Below are 19,987 nucleotides of genomic sequence, written 5' to 3' on the forward strand. Positions count from 1 at the left end.
CTGACTTGTACGTATGCGAGCCAGGAGGGGATTCGGCGGCGCCTGTGGGACTTCTCTGGGCCTTCGGACCGGGACCGAGAGGCTGTCGGCCTCCGGGGCCGGGCGGCGGATTGTCCGGCACTTCACGTACAACCGCTGCACCGCGTAGGCGGCCTCGACATCGCGCTCGGGCAGGAGCGAGCGCACCGGCGGACACGGCACTCCCGTGCGGGCGGTCCCGTCCAGGACGGCGGCCGCCTTCGTCACGGCGTCGGAGGACTCGTGGGCGCTCACGCGGACCCACTCGGCGCGGTGGTGCGGTGGTGTGGAAGAGACATGCGGGGTGCCTCCGGGAGGGAGTGATGCGTGCGGTTCGTACGGCGGCGTACGGTCCGTCAGTCGTCGGCGATGCCGGTACCGCTGAGTGTGCGGGCACCGTGTTCTCCGGGTGGGCCGGGGAGCGGGCTCCGGCACGGAACCGGGCGAGCTTGTCCACGATGGTCCGGCCGACGGGAAGACGGCCCCAGACGCTGCTGCCCTGGTGGGTGGTGGGTTCCCAGGTCGTCTCGTCGATGACGAGAAGGTGCCAGCCGACTTTCCACTCGAAACCCGAGGGGGTAATGCCGCCGGCCAGGTATCCGAAGGGGTCGGTGCCGTCGACGCCCTTGGTGCTGCGTCCGTAGCCGGGCAGGTCGGGGACGATGACCCGGTGCTCCTTGGCCGGCTCCGCGATGTTGCGGGCGTAGTGGGAGACGCCTGAGGCTCCGGGGCCGCCGCCGTGCAGCAGGACCGGCGGGCCGTCGCCGGTCTCCGCGGCGAAGATCTTCCTTCCGTCGATGTCGTACGTCGTCTCCCGCATCGTCGGCAGGCCGGTCGGTGTCGTCGTCATGATGCCGGTGTCCTCACCGGGCGGTGGACGCGGTCGGGCGGGAGGTCGCGGTCGGCATGAAGCCGCGGGGTGGCGGCGGAAGCGGGGCGTCCTCGGGAGCCGCCGCGTAGACGTAGGCGTCGGGGCGCAGGGCGAGCGTGGACGCGCCGTGCCCGGTCATCCAGGGCAGCAAGACGCCGTCGCTGTCGACGAGGGTGCCCTCGGCCGGCCGGGAGCCGACGGGTGTGACGGTCAGGGAGGGGACGCCCGGAAGGTTCCAGGCGGGCTGGGGCGTGGCCGTGCGCGCGTGCAGGAGGAGCCATCGGCCGCCGAGCGCGTCGTCGAGGCGGACGCGGGTGCCGTCGGGGCCGGTGACCCATGGCTGGGGGACCTGGCGGCCGGTCGCCCTGGTGCGGGAAGGGGCCTGCAGGCCGGCGTGGTAGCGGGCGACGGGGATCCAGTTCGAGTCCTGCATCCAGTCACCGAAGCCCGGTATGCGGTCCAGGGCGCGCAGAGCGCCGTTGCGGACGCGCGCGACCGGCAGGCGGCGTTCGGTGATGATCCGGCCGACGAACACCGCCCGCTTCGTGACCTCCTTGACGTGCGGTTTGCGCTCGGCCTCGTAGCTGTCGAGCACCGTCTCGGGCAGTTCGCCGCGCAGGACCGCGTCGAGTTTCCAGCAGAGGTTGGCCACATCGCGCACGCCGGCGGCCATGCCCTGCCCGATCCACGGCGGCATGGCGTGGGCGGCGTCGCCGGCGAGGAAGACCTGGTCCATGCGGAAGCGGGTGGCGAAGCGCACGTGGTGGCTGTAGACGGTGGCGCGCAGGACCTCGACGCTGTCGCGGGAGATGCCGTACCGGGCCACCAGCCGGTACACGGCCTCCTCGGTGGTCAGCTGTTCCTCGTCGTCGCCGGGCAGGATCGGGAACTCCCACCGGTGGTGGCCGAGCGGGGTCGGGCAGTCCACGGCCGGACGGGCCGGGTCGCAGTGGAAGCGCAGCTTGTCGTGGTCCGGCCAGGGTTTGAGCATCTTCGTGTCGATGACCACCCAGCGGTCCTCGTACGTCTTGCCCTCGTAGCCGATGTTCAGCTGGGCACGGGTGAGACTGGAGCCGCCGTCGGCCGCGATCGCATAGGAAGCGCGCAGCCGGTGCACGGAGTCGTCGGCCGTGCCGACCACCGTCAGGTCCACCCCGTCGGCGTCCTGGCGCAGGCGCAGACACTCGTGACGCAAGAGGATCTTCACGTTCGGATAGCGGTCGACACCGTCGCGCAGGACCTGCTCCAGCGCCGGCTGGTAGATGAACATCTGCGGTGGATGGCCGTGGCCGCGCGGCGTGGGGTGCGCGCTGAGGAAGGGGCGGCCGTGCGCGTCGACGAAGTCGACGGGGCGCTCGGTCAGCATGTCCTGCTTGAGTCGTTCGGCCAGGCCCGCGCGCTGCCAGATCCGCATGACCTCCTCGTCGGTGGAGATGGCCCTGGCGCGCGAGAAGATCTCGGCGTCGCGGTCCACGACGACGGTCCTCAAGCCCAGCGCGCCCAGCAGATTCGCCGCTGTCACCCCCGTGGGTCCGTAGCCGATCACCGCCACGTCGTACGTGTCGTCCCCGGCTCGGATCTCTTCCACCAGGCCCACCTCGCTGTCACCGGGTCGCGACTCACGCATTGATGGAGCGTTCGCTCCAGTGGGAACGAGCGCTACGGCAAGCATGGCACCGGACACGGTCAGGGGCCGGTGCGACGGGAGGGAAGACCCCATGACCAGGCCCCGGACGACACGCAAGAAGCGCGCGAACGGCGTGGAGTCGCGGCAGCGCATCCTCGACGCCGCCCGCTTCGTCTTCCAAGCTCGTCCGACCCGGCACCGGCTGCAACAGGCCACCAGCCCGCCCCGGGCCCCATGACCAGTCACTCCCCCGAGGCCGGGAACGCCGTCGCGACGGGCCGCGCCGGTCACCAGGGCGGGTTGTCCGCCCTGCGCGTCTCTCCGGCTCCTGGCCGACCGCCCATGAACACCTCGTGGATCTCATACACGCGGTACGGCCCCAGACCGTGTTCTGACCGCACGGCACGACAGACCGAACCGGCACCCGGTGTGCCGCGGCGACAAAGGCGAAGGAGCGGTGACGTACGACATGAGCAGCCACACCCGGCCGCCGCAGCCGGGCATCCGACTGCACGTCGACCTCGGCGGCGACCTGCGCCCGCACCGGAGCGCGAAGATCGAGGCCCGTCTGCGGGTCGACGTGGCCGCCGACGGTACGCCCACCGACCTGCCCGCGGTCCAACTCGCCGTGATCATCGCGGTGGACGTCGCCGAACGCAACCGGGCAGCCGTCCGGCACGCCCTGCCGTCGGCGCTGCGCGCCCTGCCCGACCGCATCTCCTTCGCCGTGCTCGGCAGCGGTCCTGAGCCGGTCCGCTGCTATCCGCGGGGTGCCGACGAGTGGGCCGTCGCCGACCGGGAGGAGAGGCGCCGGGCCGCCTTCGTCGCGGGATCGCTCCCGCTGCACCGGGAGGGGCCGCGCCCTGCCGGCTACGCCCCATGGGTGGCCCGATCGCGTGCCCTGCTCGCCGGCCGGCCGGTGTCCGTACGCCATCTGGTGCTGATCACCGATGGCAGCAGCGCCGTCGGGGGAGACCCGTCTGGAAGAAGAACTGGAAGCGTACGCAGGGCAGTTCACCTGTGATGTGTTCGCCGTGGGCACGGACTGGGCTCCCGACCCCCTGCTGGCCCTCGCCGAACGGCTGCACGGCACGGCCGAGTTCGTGGACGACGGTGAACTCGGCCATGCGGTCACTGCCGCCATCCACCGGCTGCGCCGGGTGCACACTCCCCAGCTGCCGATCGAAGTGACCGTGCGGCCCTCCGTGCGCCAGGTCTCGCTCAGCGAGAAGGCGCCCCGGCCGCACCGCCTCGGCAGACTGCCCCAGCCCGGCCGGCCGCACCGCTGGAAATTCCCGACCTACCAGTGGCAGCAGGGCAGACGCGACTACCTGCTCACCCTGGTCGCCGACTCCGACGCCGACCCGCTGGAGACCGAGCTGCAGTTCGCCATGGTCTCCATCGGTGATGTCCACGCGCCCGTCATCGCCCGCTGGCACCTCCCCGAGCAGTCCCCGCCCCACGCACCGACGGGCACCGACGGGCACCGACGGGCACCGACGGGCACCGACGGGCACCGACAGCGTGCGTGACCTCAACGCCACCGCCAGGATGCGGAGGGCTCTCCGCCAGGGCCTCACCGCTCTTCAGGAACACCGGCCGGACACCGCCGAGGACCACCTGGGACAGGCCGCCCGGCTGGCGGCGCGGTTCGGCACGGACTGGGTGCTGGAGGAGATCCGCACGGTCGCCGACATCGAGGACGCGGCCGCGGGACTGGTCCGGCCGCGCGCCGTCGACGCCGGTGCCCTCGGCCCGCTGATCCTGCGCGCCGGGTCCCGCCCCGGCGGGCCCCTGGCCGACGCCGTCGGTGCGCGGCCGGGCCCGCGCTGCGGCGGCTGCGGCACCCCGGCCGGGAGCGAGGCCCGTTACTGCATCGCATGCGGGGAGAAGCTGCTGTGACGACCAAACGCGCCGCCTCCTGGCATCGGTTCTCCCTCGCCGCTTTCTGGCGCCGGCGTCTGAGCCCCTGGCGGACCCGGCGGCTGCTGGAGATGCACCTGCTGGTTCTGTTCCTGCTCACGGCCGTGGCGTCGACCGCCCTGTTCCTCTCCTGCCGTCAGGTCCAGCACAGCGCCGAAGCGCTCGCGTCCCGCGAGGCGCCGGCCGTGCAGGGGCTCGCCGCCACCCGGCTCGCGGCCCTGCGGGCCGACCAGGAGGCCCGCGCCCTGGTGGAAATGGACCTCATCGACGTCACGGGCTCGGGCAGGGCCTACCGGTCCCAGCTCTCGGCCGCCGACCAGGGCCTGTCCCGGATCGCCGACCGCACGGACCAGGACCTCGGCACGGTCAAGGGCCTGCTCGCCACCTACAGCGAATCGCTCGGCCTCGGCACGTCCCCCTACCTTGACCAGCCCCTCATGCGGAAGCAGAAACTCAAAGAAGCGGATTCGCTGCTCAACCGCGATTCGGTGGGGCTCCTACTTCGCCTGGAGGCACTGCAGCAAGTCCAGCTGAGGCACGCCGAAGCCACAGCCACCATGGGGAAGTGGCAGCGCGGCGGGTGGTGGCTCGCCGAACTCGCCCTGGCCCTGGTGGGACTGATCCTGCTCTCGGCGCTGTTCGTACTGCGCGACCGCTGCGGCCGCGACTGGAATCCGTACCTGCTCGCCGCCTTCGTGCTCACCGTGCTGCTCGCGGTGGTCCCGCTGACGGCGATGTCCTCCACCCAGGACGACCTCGACGGGGCGATCAAGGATCTGCGACAGATCACCGACGTGCCCCGGAAAAACGGCACGGAGCCGGCCGACGCACAGCAGTACGTCACGAAGAAGTCGGAGGAGGTCCGGCAGAAGACGGCCGATGACGCCTGGACCGCCCCGGTGTACCAGGGCGCTTTCATCGGCAGCCTGCTGGCAGTCGTCCTGCCCGCGCTGGGGCTCGGTCTTCGGCTCGACAACGACTACTGGGGGCGACGGTGACCCGACGGTTCAAGATGCTGGTCCTCGTCATGGTCATGCTGCTGATCACCGCCGCCGGCATGGTGGTGGTCTGGGCACAGCGCGACGACGAGGAGCCGGTGACCATCCTCGGAACGTGGACGGCCAAGCAGGCGGAGCACTTCGAAGCCCTGCTGCACGGCTTCGGCATCCCCTTCCGCTACCAGGGCACCGCGGCCCAACGGGATGTGCTGCTCTCCAAGGTGCAGTCGGGGAGCCCCCGGACATCGTGATCATGCCGGGCCTCGGCGAACTCGCCGAATACGCCGACCAAAAGCTCCTCAAACCGCTGAACCGGCTCTACGAGCCGCAGGAGTACGGCGCCTCCTGGAAGCCGACCGGCTCGCCCTCCGAAGACGTCTACTGGGTCCCGGTCAAGGCGGACCTGAAGATCATCGTCTGGTACCGCCAGGGTCACAAGCCTGCCCATAAGCCTGCTCCACTGAGGAGTTGGTGCATCGGCATGGGGGACGACGGTGCCTCCGGCTGGCCCGGCACCGACTGGATCGAGGACCTCGTGCTGCAACGGGAGGGCCCGGACGTCTACGAGAAGTGGGCGCTGGGCACGGGCGAGGTGGAGTGGTGGCGGAGTGATCCGGTGCGCACGGCCTGGGAGTCGTGGGCCGAGCTGCTCCAGGAGGACAGGGGCGCAGCCGAGCACGCTCTGCTCACCGACCACCGCGGCGCCCCGGACGACGACGGGCTGCTGTTCGACGGCTGGGACGGGTGCACCCTGGAGCATCAGGGCTCCTTCGCACTTTCCTTCTACAAGGATGACGCGGAGCACGCGGACCTGACGGACTCCGCTCCGCTCCGCTCCTGCCCGGAGGCGGCAGCCGGGTCCGGGCCCACGAGGTGACCGGCGACTTCGCCGCGCTGTTCAGCGACCGCCCCCGGGTCCGTGAACTGATCCGCCGGCTGGCCTCCGAGGAGGGCCAGCAGAGGTGGGCCGATCTGGCGGACGTCTTCTCGGCGAATCGTCAGGTGGAGCTGGAGAAGCCACAGGGCGACGCGGTCGAACACAAGATCGCACAACGGCTCGGTGCAGGCCCCCGCTGCCTGGACGCCTCGGACGTCATGGCACCTGCCGTGCGGGACGCCTTCTACGAGGCCGTCCTGCTGACCATCGCAAGGGTCGCCGCCGGCCAGGACCCCGACGTCGAGGGTGTCCTCCACGATGTGCAGAGGATGCAGAACGCTCAGCCCGCCCGAGGCGCCGACAGCAGAGCGGCTCCGAAGACGGTGTGCAGTAAGCGGTGAGCGATCGGGCGGCACCTGCGCCGGCCCCGGTGACCTCCGCGTGGGCGTTCCCGCCACTCTGGCTGCCCGTCAGCGGGCTGCGGTCGCACAGGGAACGGGCCGAACGCCATTTCCCCGGCGCCCAGGCTCCGGATTCCCCACCGGCCACCAGCCGCTCCAGAAGCGCGCCGCCGTTTGTCCAGGGCGGACGCGTGCCCCGTTGTGACAAGTGCGGACGCGCATGCCGCTGCGAGAGAAGGCCCTGGCCAGAACCGGGGTCAAGGCCCGGCTTCCGCGGCCGGGCGGGGCACCGGTACGGGCTGGGGTTCGCCGGCCGTCGGCGTCGAAGGGATGCCGATCCGGTGTTCGGTGCTGTTCTGGCGGGGTGGCCTGTTACGCCCGAGGCGTTCGTGAGCGTCGGCGAAGTGTCCGGAAACGGCCGCGGAGACCGTCGAGAGGTCCAGGGCCAGGGCGAAGCCGGCGATGATCTCCGCCAGCCGGACGGCGCTTCCCCGGCCGGTACACCCCATCGCTTTCAAGAGCTCGTGCTGCGTGGGCAGGTGGGTGCCGCCCCCGACCGTGCCCACTGCCAGGCCGGGCAGGGTCATACTCGCGTAGACGCCGTCCCGTGTGCGTTCGAGGATGAACTGCCCCACGCTCGACTCGTGAACGCAGGCGATGTCCTGGCCCGTCGCCGTGAAGATCGCCGCCACGATGTTGGCGGTGTTCGCGTTGGACCCCAGGACCCCGCTGTGCACTGCTCCGGCCGTGATGTGCTGGTACCCCGTGACCAGTTCGTCGGGGGTGGTTCTCAGGACCCGTTGGACGACCCCTGCCGGCAGAAGGCAGTCAGCGGCCACCCTGATTCCGCGGCCTTCCGCCACGGCCTGGGCTGACGCCTTCTTGTCTCCGGATGTGTTCCCTTCGATGATGAAGGATTCGAGTTCCTCGTCTGCGACCAGGTGCGGCTGTTGCAGGATCCACTGACACGCGTGCCAGGTGCAGGCAGTCGTCATGTTCTGCCCTGCCGCGTCCCCGGTGGTGTACCTGAACCTCAGGTGAACGGTCCTGCCCAGGACCACGGGCTCGATCGAGATGAGCGTGGCGTGGTCGGACACCTGCCGGATGATCGTGCGGAGGTCGCCGAGGTGCCGGAGGACCGCCGAGGCGAAGCGGCCGGCGCCGGCCAGTCGGGAGAACGCGAAGACAGGAGCACGCGTCATCGCTTGCAGTGCGGCGCGTGTGCTGACGCCGCCCGCCATGGTGACGGCCAGGGCTCCCCGCGTCGCCGACGAGACCAGGGCACCTTCCGTGGTGGCCATGGGAGCGTAGACCTCACCCCGGACGTTCGTCCCGCAGAACAGCAGGGGTCCGGCCACGCCGACCGGGATCTCGACGGTGCCGACGAGGCCCTCGATATTGCCGGTCAGCCTGTCGGCGTCGAGCCGTGTGTGCTGCAGGGAGTCCAGCGCCGACCGGGTCATGGAGCGGAGCCAGTTCAGCCGCTGAAGTCGCGCCGCCTCCGTGTAGAGCCCCCGGGCAGGCACGTACCGTCCTGGGGGCCGTGACGGACGGGGCAGGCCCGGGCTTTCTCCAGAGCTCATACGACATCGCTTTCCTCTGTGACGGGCGTCGGCCCGACGGGTTGCTTCGGGGATGACGGTCCCCGGTCATGCCGGGGGGACGGGCACGACCGCAGTGGCGGTCGCAGGACGGCCGAGGCGACCGCATCGGCGACCGGCCCGTGCCGACCCGGTCTGTCGTTCGCAGGTGTCGTCGCGGTACGCGGGGCACCGGTTCGACGTGGTCACCGACCCCACGACGCTCGGCACGCGTGGCCCCGCAGCTGGGCCCGGCGGACGATGTGCCGCGTCGCCCCTTCGACGACGGCACCCTCCCCGGCCGCGACGGGCACCCCCCTGACGGTCCCTGCCCGGTGCCTTGTCCTGGCCACGTTCGAACCACTCCCCCATTCCCACCCCGACGCGCGGCGACAGCCCCGGTACCAGCCCAACGACACCTCGGCCCACTGGTTACGCACGCAAAACGGCGCCGAGGTGTCCCCGTTCCCGTCGAACTCCGGCATCACGGAGCCGAGTCGGCCGGCCAGACGGTCGGTCCGGCCTCTACGGCATGCTGATCATTGCGGTCATCGTCATGTCCATCGCGGGACTCGTGGTCGGCCGCACTTCCGGGTATCCGGGCAAGAAGATCGGCACCCGCGGGATCACGACGGTCGCCTGCCACCTCCTCGTCACCCCGGCCATGCTGCTCGTCTTCACGGCCGCGGCCAAGGCACTGTCGACCCCGGCCGACTCGGTGATCACCTCCGGCGCGCACGGATTCTCCGAGATCCTGTACGCCTACGGCTCGAGCGCCGACGACAACGTCCTTCGCCGGTCCGAACGCGGACACGCAGTGGTTCAACACCATGCACGGGCTCGCGATGCTGCTCGGCCGACCTGGATTGTCGTTCCGTTGCTGTCCGAGGCCGTAGCGCCTGCGTTGACGGTGCGTCTCACCGGTCCAGCTCCGCGAACATCTCCACCTCCCGGGTCCTGCCCGTGACGATGATGACGTCGCCGGGGTGGACGACCGTCTCGGCGGTGGCGTGAGTGAAGTCGGCGCCGGGGCGTTTGATGCCGACGACGGTGACGCCGTACGTACTGCGCACCCGGCTCTCGCCCAGCGGGATCCCGCCGACGACCTTCGGGGCGAGCGTCTTGATCAGCGCGTAATCGCTGTCGAAGGCGATGAAGTCCAGCATCCGGCCGGTGACCAGGTGGGCCACGCGTTCGCCCATGTCGTGCTCGGGCAGGACGATGTGGTGGGCACCGATGCGTTCCAGGATCTGGCCGTGCTGCCGGGTGGTGGCCCGGACCCAGATGGCGGCCACGCCGGCGTCGACGAGGTTGGAGGTGGTCAGGATGCTGGCCTCCAGGTCGGTGCCGATACCGACCACCACGCGGGAGAACTCGCCGACGCCGAGCTGCGCCAGCGCAGCGGGGTCGGTGCAGTCCGCGGCGGCGACCTGGGTCAGCTCTTCGCCGACCTTCTGGACGACGCCGACGTCGGCGTCGACGCCGAGCACGTCCCAGCCACGCCGCATCAGCTCCGCCGCCACGGACTGTCCGAAACGGCCGAGACCGATCACCGCCACTCTGGAATCGCGGGCCGGGCGACGGTCGGCGGAACTCCGACGTCGGTGTGGACGCAGTGACTTGAAGTGGTCAGCCAATGACGGGTCGCTCCTCGGGCAGGGTGTACCGACGGTCACGCTGACGCAGTGCGAGCGCGCTGGCGAGAGTGATCGGGCCGACGCGCCCGACGAACATCATGACGATGACGGTGAGTTGGCCCACTGCGGGAAGGCTCCCGGTGACGCCGGTGCTCAGACCGACCGTGCCGAAGGCAGAGACGGCCTCGAACAGGACCGCCAGGACCGCGTCGGCTCTTTCCCTGGTGGCGGCGAGCAGCACCAACGTGCCCGCCATGACGAGACCCACACCCAGCAGCGCCACGGTGAGGGCCTGGCGCAGCGTGGCCGCGGAGACCCGGCGGCCCATGATGTCCGCGTCGGTGCGCCCGCGGACCTCGGCCAGGATCGCCGCTCCCAGAACCGCGAACGTGGTGACCTTGATGCCGCCCGCGGTACCCGCGCTGCCGCCGCCGATGAACATCAGCACGCAGATGCCCAGGAGGGTGGCCGGTTCCATGGCACCGGTGTCGACGGTGTTGAAGCCGGCGGTACGCGAGCTGGCAGCGGTGAAGAACCCGTCCAGCAGCTTGTCCCCCCATTCCAGGGGTCCGAGAGTCCTCGGGTTGCTCCACTCCAGCGCGCAGGTCATGACGGTGCCGACGGCGAGCAGCACCGCGGAGGTGAGGAGGGTGAGCCGGGTGTGCAGGGACCAGCGGTGCCGGGCGCCGCCGCGGGCGCCCGGGCGGCTGCGCAGCAGTTCGAACAGTACGGGGAAGCCGAGGGCACCGAGCACACAGGCGGCGGCGATCGGCAGGACGATCCAGGGATCGTGCGCATAGCCGACGAGGTTGTCGTCGCGCAGCCCGAACCCGGCGTTGCTGAAGGCGGAGATCCCGTAGAAGATCCCGTGGTAGACGGCGTTTCCGGCCGTCAGGCCATAACCGATGTGGAAACGGACCATGAGCACGGCGGCCGTGGCCAGTTCGACGGCCAGCGTGATGCCCGCGACTCCCAGGACCACCCGACGGATGTCACCGACGCCGAGGCTCCTCTCCGCCTGCGTGGCGAGCTGTGTCCGCAGTCGCAGCCGACCGGAGACGAGCAGGGTCAGCAGCGACGCGAGCGTCATGATGCCGAACCCGCCGATCTGGATCAGAGCCAGGACCACGCCCTCGCCGAACGCGCTCCAGTGGCTGCCGGTCCCCACGAGGGGCAGCCCGCCGCTGACCGCCCCCGCGGAGGTGAACAGGGCAGTCAGTACGTTGGTCTCCCTGCCGGGCTCGGTGGCGGCCGGCAGCACCAGCAGGGCCGCACCCAGCACGGCGACGAACGCGAAGGCCAGGACGACGCCACGGGCGGGATAGGCGGCCAGCCGGGACCACCAGGCCCGAGTCGTACCCACGGCCACCAGCAACCTCCGATGCCCCTCCGCCACATTTCCTGTCGTGCCCGTCGCACAAGGAGGCCGGTGAACGCGGCCACCCGCCCACAGCATCCCTCCCGGAGCGGGCGTACGGAACGCGCCACGACGTCAAGAGGGCGTGGGACCCGGCCGATCGGTGGAGTGCCACCGCGGCCTCGTCGGTGGACGGTGTCACGACGGCGACCGCGTTCGCACCCCGACCGGGCGAGAGCCGCGCACGCGCCCGGCACGGCATCGCGCCCGCAGCCGTGCCCGCGACGGTCCGGACGCGTCACCGGATTCCGGTGGCTCCGGTCACCACGCGCTGATGACCGGCGCGTCGGGCTCGTGCTGCCGCCAGGCCTCGTTGAGGCGTCCGAGCCGGTCCGCGGCGGCGATGCCGCACAGGGACGCGACCTTGCCGTCGCCGACGTCGAACGCCACGGCGCCCACCACCCGGCCGTCGACCACGGCGAGGACGGCCGGGGAGCCGTTGACCAGCGCGATGTGGATCGCGGGCGAGCCGCCGGCCAGCCGCCGCTTCGCCGGCGTGGGCTTGAAGCCGGCCCGCACGAAGGAGGCGACCCGCTCGCGCGTCGTGTACCGCAGCAGCCGCCTGCCCAGTCCGGCACCGTCCGAGACCGCCGTCACGTCGTCGGTGAGCAGTTCCACCAGCCGTTCGGTGCGCCCCGACATGGCGGCGGCGAGGAACTCCTCGACGACCCGGCGCGCGGACGCCGGGTCCACCTCGTCGCCGCGGCGGCGCTCGGAGGTGACCCGGCGTCGGGCCCGGTGGACGTGCTGCTGGCTCGCGGACTCGGTGATGTCGAGGATCTGGGCGATCTCGGCGTGGGGGTAGGAGAAGGCCTCACGCAGGACGTAGACGGCCCGCTCGACCGGCGAGAGGCGCTCCATGAGGAGCAGTACGGCCAAGGAGACCGATTCGCGCTGCTCGAAGGTGTCGGCCGGGCCGAGCATCGGGTCGCCCTCGAGGAGCGGCTCGGGCAGCCAGGCACCGGCCGTTCGCTCGTGGCGCGCCTGCGCCGAGCGGAGCCGGTCGAGGCAGAGATGGGTGACGACCTTGGTCAGCCACGCCTCCGGCACCTCGACGCGTTCGCGGTCCGCGGCCTGCCAGCGCAGGAACGTGTCCTGCACGGCGTCCTCGGCGTCGGCCGCCGAGCCGAGCAGACGGTACGCGAGCGAGGCCAGCCGGCCCCGGCTGGCCTCGAACCGATCGATGGCTGCGCTGTCCATGCGGAACAGGTTATGCGGCGGCCCTCACACCGGACCGGTCCGGTGCGGTGGCCAGGCGGCGCTTGCGCTTCGGCATGCCGAAGGTCGGGTGGGCGGTGCTCCACCCGGACCCCTTGAGCACGGCCGCCTTGAACCGCGCGGCGGTCCGGCCGCCCAGGTACCAGGACTTCGACCGGGCGTCCCCGTCCACCATCTGGACGATCGCGTCCCGCCGCCCGAGGCTGATGTGGTTGCCGTAGTACTTCAGCCCGGTGGTCGGAACCTCGCTGCCGGTCAGGCGCGCGATGATCGCGGCGGTCGCCTGCATGTTGGTGAAGCCGGCCGAGGCGCAGGACATCGGCAGCGGCCGGCCGTTCCCGCCGATCGCGTAGGCGCAGTCACCGGCGGCGTAGACCTCCGGGTGCGAGACCGAGCGCATGGTGCGGTCGACGACGATCTGGCCGGTCTCGGCGACCTCCAGGCCGGCGGCGGCCGCGATGGGGTGCACGGCGAACCCGGCCGACCACACGGTCACGTCGGCCGGGATGGACCTGCCGTCGGCGGCGATCGCGTGTGCCGGCTCGACGGCTTCGATGCCGGTGTGCTCGTGGACGGTGATGCCGAGCCGGTCGAAGGCCTGGCGCAGGTGGCGGCGGGCCTTCGGGGAGAGCCAGGCGCCCAGCTCGCCGCGGGCGGCGAGCGCGACCGAGAGGTCGGGCCGGGACTCGGCGAACTCGGTGGCGGTCTCGATGCCGGTCAGCCCCTCACCGACGACCAGCACGGTGCCACCCCCGCCCAGGCCGGCCAGGCGCTCGCGCAGACGCAGCGCCGAGGACCGGCCGGTCACGTCGAAGGCGTACTCGGCCACACCGGGGACGCCGTGGTCGGCGACGGAGCTGCCGAGGGCATAGAGGAGCGTGTCGTACGCGAGCTCGCCGTCCTCACCGTCCTCACCGGTCACGGCGACGGTCCTGCGCTCGGGGTCGACGCCGGTGACGCGCGCCAGGCGCAGCCGCACCCCGGTGCCCGCGAACACGTCGGCGAGCTTGCGGACCGCGAAGTCCTGGCCGGTCGCGAGCTGGTGGAGCCGCATCCGCTCGACGAAGTCGGGCACGGCGTTGACGACGGTGATCTCGGTGTCGGCGGGAGAGAGTCGGCGGGCCAGGTTTCCGGCGGCGAAGGCCCCGGCGTATCCGGCGCCGAGGACGACGATGCGGTGCTTCATGGCGTTGCTCCTGTCTCGTTCGCGTGCCCCTTGAACGAGACGGCGCCCCGATTGCTGACAGGAGCCGGGTGTGACGTGGGCCACTGACCCAAAGCGGGCGGCCGAGCCTCCGGCGGACGCCCGGGTCCGTCCCGGGCGGTCGGAACGGGGCGATGGCCCACCACGGATCGAGAGGGCCGGCCATCGGTCGACCTCACCCCCGCGCTCACCGCACAACGTGACGGAGGACCGGCGCACCGCCCACCCTCCGTGCCCGTACGCTGACTCGGTATACGGGGTGCCGTACTCGCCCCCACCCGGCCCGACCGTCACTCTGGCGTCATGAACCCCGCGATTCCCCGAGTCGGCACCCCCACCGCCCCCTTCACACAGCTGCTGTCGTCCACGCGGCGCGGCGCGGCGCGGCGCCCGGCTCGCCCGGCTCCTCGCCGTGACGGAGCTGCACTCCTGGGGCGTCCCGCAGGACCTCACGGAGCGTGCCGAACTCGTCGTCGCGGAACTCGCCGCCAACGCCGTCCTGCACGGCCGCGTGCCCGGCCGCTGCTTCCGGCTGACCCTCGTCCTCGACCCAGCGGCCGGCCGCCTCCATATCGAGGTCAGCGACGCCCGCGGAGACCTCCGCCCGCTCTCCCGCCCCACGGACACCGCGTCCGACCCACTCAGCACCACCGGGCGCGGCCTGACCCTCGTCACCGCCCTCGCCGACCACTGGGACTACGTCCCCTACCCACCCAGCGGCAAGACCGTCCGGGCGCTGCTCACCACACCGGCCGAAGCGTGACATGCCGTGGCCGCCCCGACCGCATGCCTCGGCGTCAACCCCAGAGGACTCCACCAAACGGGTGATCACGCATCAAACACCAACGAATGTTCTCACTTCGCGCATAGTTTCACGTCATGCCCAACGTCAGTCATGACACCCTGCACGGCTTCCTGCCGGGACGTCCGAAAGCGCTGAACCGCGCACTGGACCTCCTGGACCTCGGAATCCCGCCCGGTGTCACCACCGAGACTCTCCCGACGGACGCCTCCGGCGCCCCGAAGATGTTCACCCGGAGCATGGACTCCGTGCTGAGGGTGGTCCGTCCCGACGGGCACGAGCCGTTCATCCTCCTAGTCGAGGCGCAGACCGGCGTCGAGACGAAGAAGGAGACCTCGTGGCCGTATTACGTCGCCTACTTGCGTGACCGGTACAAACTCGAGGTCGTCCTGCTGGTCCTGTGCGTGGACACGGCAACAGCGGCATGGGCGGCCAGACCTCTGCGCACCGGCCTGGGACGCCCCACCCAGGTGACAGTGCCTCACGTACTGGGGCCTTCCAACGTTCCGCGTGTGAGCCGGATCCAGGACGCCTCGGCCGACCTGGACTTCGCCGCGTTCTGCCTGTGGATCCACAGCAACGACCCGGACATCGAGGGCATACTGACGGTAGTGGGCGAGGCATTGGCCCAGGACACGGACCGCGAAGCGCGGGACGACCTGGCGGGGCTGATCGAGGACGGCTTGGGCAGCGAACACGCCCGGAAAATCTGGAGGAACCTCATGGAAACCCTCTTCACCCCCAGGCGAGGCACCATCGTGGGCGATGCCCGCCTCGCAGGACAGGAAGAAGGACTCGAGGAAGGACTCGAGAAAGGGCGCGCGGCCGGAAAGGCCGAGCAACTACTGCGCCTGATGGAGCGCCGCGGCCTCTCGATGACGGAAGACACCCGACAGCGCGTCACCACCTGCACGGACATGCCGCTCCTGGATCTCTGGTTCGACCGCACCATCGACGCCACCACCCTCGACGAGATCTTCGCCTCCCCCTCCTCCACGGACCGCGTACCCGCCCCCGCCCAGGGCCCGGAGCACACCGCAGTCCCCAGCCAAGAGCCGAGGAACCCCGGACCCGCGGCCAACTGACACCAGGTGCGCACAGTCGGCCGCACCCCACTCCGGGGTGCGGCCCGCTCGGTCCACGGCCCGGTCCCCAACGCCTCGCACATGCCCGTTCCGCAAGCGCGCCGACTCCTCTCCGCCGCCGTACGGTCACCCCGCGTACGGGCGCGGCACTCGCCCCCGCCCCCACCCGACCGCCAGTCTGACGGCATGAACCACGCAACATCCCCAGTGGGTGCCCCCGCCGGCGCCTTCACCCAGCTACTGTCGTCCACGCGGCGCGGCGCCCGTCTCGCCCGGCTCCTCACCGTGACCGAACTGCGCTCCCGGGGCGCCTCACAGGACCTCACGGAACGTGCCGAACTCGTCGTCGCGGAAATCGCCGCCAACGCCGTCCTCCACGGCCGCGTGCCCGGCCGCTGCTTCCGGCTCACCCTCGTCCCCGACCCAGCGGCCGGCCGCCTCCGTATCGAGGTCAGCGACGCCCGCAGAGACCTCCACCCGCTCTCCCGCCCCACGGACACCGCGTCCGACCCACTCAGCACCACCGGGCGCGGCCTGACCCTCGTCACCGCCCTCGCCGACCACTGGGACTGCGTCCCCTACCTGCCCAGTGGCAAGACCGTCCGGGCGGAGCTGCTCGACATCACTCCCTGATCACTTCACCGACCCACCGCGCGGCCCGCGAGGTGCACGCCCTGATACGCGCCGACATGATCACACGCCACCAGTTGCCTGATGGCCCATCAGCCCTCACGACCGCTGCTTGACAAACATAGGGGGCATCTGGGAGGCCGCCTGCGGAGCCGTGATCGCCAGCCCTATGGCGCACCCGGGTCGGAGAGCAAAGAGAACGAGTAGCCCGAGATGCGGTCGTGCTCGTCACGGGGACCGAAGGGATGCAGGGGAACCGCCAACTGTGGCCCACGTCAGTGCTCTTGTCAGTGCGTCGGTCTAGCCTTCGGCCATGCGACCGCCTCTCGAGAACGTTCTCCGCAATGCGCTCGTACAGAACCTGGAGCTGATCGAGCCGGGGCTCCGGCCGGTTCAGTTCGAGGAGTACCCGCTGCCCAACGCACACGGCACCAGGGGCAGCATCGACATCCTGGCCCGTGATCGCCATCAGATGTGGGTGGTCATCGAGCTGAAGCGGTCCCGGTCCAGCGCGCGGCAGGCCCTGCACGAGGTCAACAAGTACACCGAGCTTCTCTGCCGGGAGAAGAACCTCGCGCCGGACCGCATTCGTGCGGTGATCGTCGCCATGCCGGATGACTGGGAGGAACTCCTGATCGCCGTCAGCCATGCCGCGCGTGACTGGAGTCATGATCTTCGCGGATACCGACTGCTCCTGGACAACAATGGCACCCCCATCGGGACTGAGCGGGTGGAGCTCCCGCCCCGGGCGTTTGAACCCCGCATCACCCCCATCCACAACCTGTTCTTCTTCGTCACGGAGGAACAGCGGGAGCAGGGCTGGAAGATCATCAGCAAGGTCGCGGACGAGTTGGGGGCGCTCGACCTGTTGGCGGCGGATCTGGACCGCGTAGCGGAGAAGCACTACATCCCTGCGCCTTTCGGCCTGTACCTGGCGATCGGCCGAGTGAACGAGGAACTCGCCGCAGTGGATCTCCTGGGTGGTTACGACGGGCCTGAGCCGTTCGCTGACGAGCATCAGGCGGAGTACCTGGCCCTCTGCGAGATCTGCAACCGTCTTGCGCGCAACAAGCTGCGCGGAATGAACATGGAGTCCGCACGGCCAGGGCTGTTGAAGAATCTCCGTGACGACCCCAACTGGGCCATCCAAGGCTTCCGGGGTACCGGCGCCTACGACGTCACAGCCGCCTTCGAAGAGCGGGACCTGTTCCGCTTCCTTACCGGGGACGAACGAGGAGACAGTCAGATCCTGTACACGGGCACCGCCAGCCCGCAGGTAGCCAGCCGCTGGAAGACGTTCCGGCAGGAGGCTCGGCAGAGCCTGGCCGGCAACCACGAGTGGGATTCGCTGGTGGCCGGTTGGCTCGACGAAGTGGGCCCGAAGGTTGGTGAGGGAGACGTCGGACTGCACGTCTACAACCCCTGTGACCTCCTGCAAACAATCACCCATGGGTGGCCAGACGGCCTGGAGAATCTCCTGCCCATGGTCATGGGCGAAGCCGTACCCCGCCACGGCCTACGGCACTCGGTACGTGGCGCCCTGTGTTGGAACGGCCGAGGCATGTCGTTGCCCGATGCGGTAAGGCTCGTGTACCGCGATCCGCTGTTCCTGATGAGCAACATGTACGCGGGGGCCGTGTGGGAACGTGACCGAGAGCTCTTGGATCTCCTGGGGCTGCACTACGTACTCCTGGAGAAGATCGGACCCGTTGGATCCCAGGCGGCGGTGGCCGAAGAGCACCGCATCTGGATACACCAAGATCAGGGTGCTCGCGTCTACTCCTCGGACACGGATCCTCGCGGGTACGCACAGGCGTACGCAACCATTGCGGCTGATGGCGAGATCGTCTCGATCGGGCAGTACCTCAACAGGCATTCCCACGAGGTGGAGCTGGTGGCTCGGGAGTACCGCGCCTTCACTCATGTCGTCTAGCGCTCGTCGGATCTGGTCGTGGCTGGCGGCAGGGCACCGCGAATGATCTGGTCAGCATGTCGGGGCGGAGCGGTCAGTGGCTGCGGTTCCCGGGCCGGGCCGCGGCGAGGGGGCGAGATGGCGCGACCAAGGAGAGACCTGAACGAGCTGGCGCCGTATGAGCGCAAGCGCCGCCGCGGCGCCGGCTTTGCGATCCCGGACCCGGAAGAGCGCTCACCAGCAGACGCTCCGGGAGCGGATACGGCCGGCGTCGGTCGGGCGGCGGGCTTTCCCTGTCACGCCCGCGCGACCGCACTAGATCCGCACCCTCCACTTCGATCCCTTACGCAGCTGCGGGCAGCGCGGGGAACACGACCACCGAGCCGTCTCTGTCGCGGGCGATCTCGATCGCCACGTCCGTCGGGTGGCCGTTGAGTGCGACGCCGTCGCCCAGGCGGCGGATCTGGTACGCCGCGCGCAGGAGCCGGTCGACCTCACCGGTCGTGAAGACGGGGCGCTTACTGTTCGGGCGTGCCAGCTCCAGCGTCGACAGGCGCACCAGCACCCCGGCGATGCCCGACTCCAGCTCGTCGAGACGCCGCTCGTCGTCCTTGAGGGCGCGGGCGAAGTTCTCGAACAGGTTGTCAGGCTCGCTCTGGGCCCGCTCGACCGCCTGGAGGACGTTGACGCGCCGCTTCAACGCCATGGCCAGCTCCGCCAGTTCGACGTGGGTGCGGAACGTGCCGCCCTGGTCGTCCACGCCGGGGAACGACTCGGTCAGCGTGCCGATCTCGACGGGCTCGCCGGCGGGCAGCTTGTCGAGCGCGCTCATCCACCGGGCCAGGCGGATGTCGGCCTTGCTCAGTGCCGTGTCGATGGCGTGCACCGCCGAGTCGAGTCCCAGCGAGACACCGAGCTTGCCCTGGTCGAGCAGGATGGCCGTGGCCTTGTCGATGGCGGGACGACAGCCGTTGAGCGCGCTGTGCTCGTCGTCGAGCTTGTCCGCCTGAAGCTGCTCCAGCAGTTCCGTGATGTGCGTGATGGCCTCCTGCCGCTTGGCGTCGGCATGCGCGCTCACCCCGGCCGCCACGGCCATGAGCACGAGCGGTGCGGCCACGGTGAGCAGCGTACCCCCGGCGGCCGCGGCGCCGGCGGTCGCACCGGCCCCGCCGACCGTGCCCGCCGCTGCCGCTCCTTCGACCCGCACGAACGTCGGGTTGGCGACGATCTTGCCCGTCGTCGCATTCACGAGGGGGCCGCGGATACCACCGGCCACCGCCTTCGACGACATCGAACGAACGAGGCCCTGACCGACCTGCTTGGCGACCTTCGCCGGAACCACCATGACGTACAGCCCCTCGCCGGCAGCCGTCGCCTTGGCCGCCGCGGCGGAACCGCGCGCCGACTGTGTGATCAGCTGCGACAGGTGCTGTGCCAGCGGACTCGCGGCATCGAGCGAGATGCCCCGGCCGCGGTCGAGCTTGTCCGGCAGCGGATGCACCTCGAGCGTGGCGATCGGCCGGTCGGCCAACGCGGCCAGCGCACCGCGCAGTTCGGCCAGACGCTCAGCCGTCATCGGCCCACCCCCGGCCACCGCCGGCACCTGGACGTCACCTGTCGCCAGCGTCCACACCGGAACGGCTGCCTTCTTGCGGTAGTCGATCATCGTCCCCCCTGACTCATCCCCACGTCAGCCCACAACTGACGTCCCAGCAGAACCGTATAGCCGAATCACAGCACCCGGGTGTCACTCGATCCACATCGGACCGTCCCGGAACCAGGCCGGC

The 19,987-nt window shown here is 70.6% G+C and carries 16 protein-coding genes and 4 pseudogenes; 11 read left to right on the forward strand and 9 right to left on the reverse strand.

The window, feature by feature from the left end; translation table 11 throughout:
• Positions 1 to 374: 374 nt before the first annotated feature.
• The 3 genes and pseudogenes from AC6F7H_RS03400 to AC6F7H_RS03410 all read right to left on the reverse strand — a co-directional run.
• Positions 375 to 598: pseudogene (locus AC6F7H_RS03400) on the reverse strand (VOC family protein); the annotation flags it as partial.
• Positions 599 to 838 (reverse strand): annotated as a pseudogene (locus tag AC6F7H_RS03405) (alpha/beta fold hydrolase); the annotation flags it as partial.
• A 43-nt stretch (positions 839 to 881) separates the two neighbouring features.
• Positions 882 to 2,516 (reverse strand): bifunctional 3-(3-hydroxy-phenyl)propionate/3-hydroxycinnamic acid hydroxylase, encoded by a 1,635-nt coding sequence (locus AC6F7H_RS03410; RefSeq protein WP_500755098.1) that lies wholly within the window; start codon positions 2,514 to 2,516, stop codon positions 882 to 884.
• Between the two features lie 91 nt (positions 2,517 to 2,607).
• On the opposite strand from AC6F7H_RS03410, the gene AC6F7H_RS03415 reads away from it, so the two are divergent.
• The 6 genes and pseudogenes from AC6F7H_RS03415 to AC6F7H_RS03440 all read left to right on the forward strand — a co-directional run bounded on the left by AC6F7H_RS03415 (position 2,608) and on the right by AC6F7H_RS03440 (position 6,715).
• Positions 2,608 to 2,754, forward strand: a complete 147-nt coding sequence (locus AC6F7H_RS03415; RefSeq protein WP_500755100.1) for a hypothetical protein — start codon at positions 2,608 to 2,610, stop codon at positions 2,752 to 2,754.
• A gap of 231 nt (positions 2,755 to 2,985) precedes the next feature.
• On the forward strand, positions 2,986 to 3,540 hold the full coding sequence (locus AC6F7H_RS03420) for a vWA domain-containing protein (RefSeq protein WP_500755101.1): 555 nt from the start codon (positions 2,986 to 2,988) through the stop codon (positions 3,538 to 3,540).
• Positions 3,467 to 4,048: a vWA domain-containing protein gene (locus AC6F7H_RS03425; protein ID WP_500755103.1), complete on the forward strand. Its 582-nt coding sequence runs from the start codon at positions 3,467 to 3,469 to the stop codon at positions 4,046 to 4,048. Before AC6F7H_RS03420 ends, AC6F7H_RS03425 begins: the two co-directional genes overlap by 74 nt.
• Complete coding sequence (locus AC6F7H_RS03430; RefSeq protein WP_500755104.1) at positions 4,041 to 4,418, forward strand: hypothetical protein; 378 nt, start codon at positions 4,041 to 4,043, stop codon at positions 4,416 to 4,418. Before AC6F7H_RS03425 ends, AC6F7H_RS03430 begins: the two co-directional genes overlap by 8 nt.
• Entirely contained in the window at positions 4,415 to 5,437 is a 1,023-nt protein-coding gene (locus AC6F7H_RS03435; protein ID WP_500755105.1) for a hypothetical protein, read from the forward strand. Before AC6F7H_RS03430 ends, AC6F7H_RS03435 begins: the two co-directional genes overlap by 4 nt.
• Positions 5,434 to 6,715, forward strand: a pseudogene (locus tag AC6F7H_RS03440) (extracellular solute-binding protein). The gene AC6F7H_RS03435 and the pseudogene AC6F7H_RS03440 overlap by 4 nt, the downstream one beginning before the upstream one ends.
• 257 nt (positions 6,716 to 6,972) lie before the next feature.
• Here AC6F7H_RS03440 and AC6F7H_RS03445 read toward each other — a convergent pair.
• Positions 6,973 to 8,241 (reverse strand): hydroxymethylglutaryl-CoA reductase, encoded by a 1,269-nt coding sequence (locus AC6F7H_RS03445; RefSeq protein WP_500755106.1) that lies wholly within the window; start codon positions 8,239 to 8,241, stop codon positions 6,973 to 6,975.
• Between the two features lie 571 nt (positions 8,242 to 8,812).
• Between AC6F7H_RS03445 and AC6F7H_RS03450 the strand changes: the two are divergent.
• Positions 8,813 to 9,155, forward strand: a pseudogene (locus AC6F7H_RS03450) (potassium-transporting ATPase subunit KdpA); the annotation flags it as partial.
• 57 nt (positions 9,156 to 9,212) lie between these two features.
• Here the strand turns inward: AC6F7H_RS03450 and AC6F7H_RS03455 are convergent.
• The 4 genes from AC6F7H_RS03455 to AC6F7H_RS03470 all read right to left on the reverse strand — a co-directional run bounded on the left by AC6F7H_RS03455 (position 9,213) and on the right by AC6F7H_RS03470 (position 13,753).
• Positions 9,213 to 9,854: a potassium channel family protein gene (locus AC6F7H_RS03455; protein ID WP_363033136.1), complete on the reverse strand. Its 642-nt coding sequence runs from the start codon at positions 9,852 to 9,854 to the stop codon at positions 9,213 to 9,215.
• Between the two features lie 70 nt (positions 9,855 to 9,924).
• Positions 9,925 to 11,295 carry a TrkH family potassium uptake protein gene (locus AC6F7H_RS03460; protein ID WP_500755108.1) on the reverse strand — a complete coding sequence of 457 codons (1,371 nt, stop codon included), beginning with the start codon at positions 11,293 to 11,295 and terminating at the stop codon, positions 9,925 to 9,927.
• Positions 11,296 to 11,610: 315 nt separating this feature from the next.
• Positions 11,611 to 12,549: a sigma-70 family RNA polymerase sigma factor gene (locus tag AC6F7H_RS03465; protein ID WP_500755110.1), complete on the reverse strand. Its 939-nt coding sequence runs from the start codon at positions 12,547 to 12,549 to the stop codon at positions 11,611 to 11,613.
• A gap of 10 nt (positions 12,550 to 12,559) precedes the next feature.
• A complete protein-coding gene (locus AC6F7H_RS03470) occupies positions 12,560 to 13,753 on the reverse strand; it encodes an NAD(P)/FAD-dependent oxidoreductase (protein WP_500755111.1) in 1,194 nt (397 codons plus the stop codon).
• A gap of 430 nt (positions 13,754 to 14,183) precedes the next feature.
• On the opposite strand from AC6F7H_RS03470, the gene AC6F7H_RS03475 reads away from it, so the two are divergent.
• The 4 genes from AC6F7H_RS03475 to AC6F7H_RS03490 all read left to right on the forward strand — a co-directional run bounded on the left by AC6F7H_RS03475 (position 14,184) and on the right by AC6F7H_RS03490 (position 18,221).
• Positions 14,184 to 14,534, forward strand: a complete 351-nt coding sequence (locus AC6F7H_RS03475; RefSeq protein ID WP_500755113.1) for an ATP-binding protein — start codon at positions 14,184 to 14,186, stop codon at positions 14,532 to 14,534.
• A gap of 116 nt (positions 14,535 to 14,650) precedes the next feature.
• Positions 14,651 to 15,658, forward strand: a complete 1,008-nt coding sequence (locus AC6F7H_RS03480) for a hypothetical protein (protein WP_500755114.1) — start codon at positions 14,651 to 14,653, stop codon at positions 15,656 to 15,658.
• A 186-nt stretch (positions 15,659 to 15,844) separates the two neighbouring features.
• Positions 15,845 to 16,291, forward strand: coding sequence for an ATP-binding protein (locus AC6F7H_RS03485; protein WP_500755116.1), 447 nt, complete (start codon positions 15,845 to 15,847; stop codon positions 16,289 to 16,291).
• Positions 16,292 to 16,601: 310 nt separating this feature from the next.
• The gene (locus AC6F7H_RS03490) at positions 16,602 to 18,221 is read left to right on the forward strand and encodes an endonuclease NucS domain-containing protein (RefSeq protein ID WP_500755118.1); all 1,620 of its coding nucleotides are present in this window, start codon (positions 16,602 to 16,604) and stop codon (positions 18,219 to 18,221) included.
• A gap of 322 nt (positions 18,222 to 18,543) precedes the next feature.
• On the opposite strand, the gene AC6F7H_RS03495 is transcribed toward AC6F7H_RS03490, so the two are convergent.
• Entirely contained in the window at positions 18,544 to 19,866 is a 1,323-nt protein-coding gene (locus tag AC6F7H_RS03495) for a hypothetical protein (protein WP_500755120.1), read from the reverse strand.
• Positions 19,867 to 19,987 lie beyond the last annotated feature (121 nt).

The organism is Streptomyces sp. MMS24-W38 (assembly GCF_059889265.1).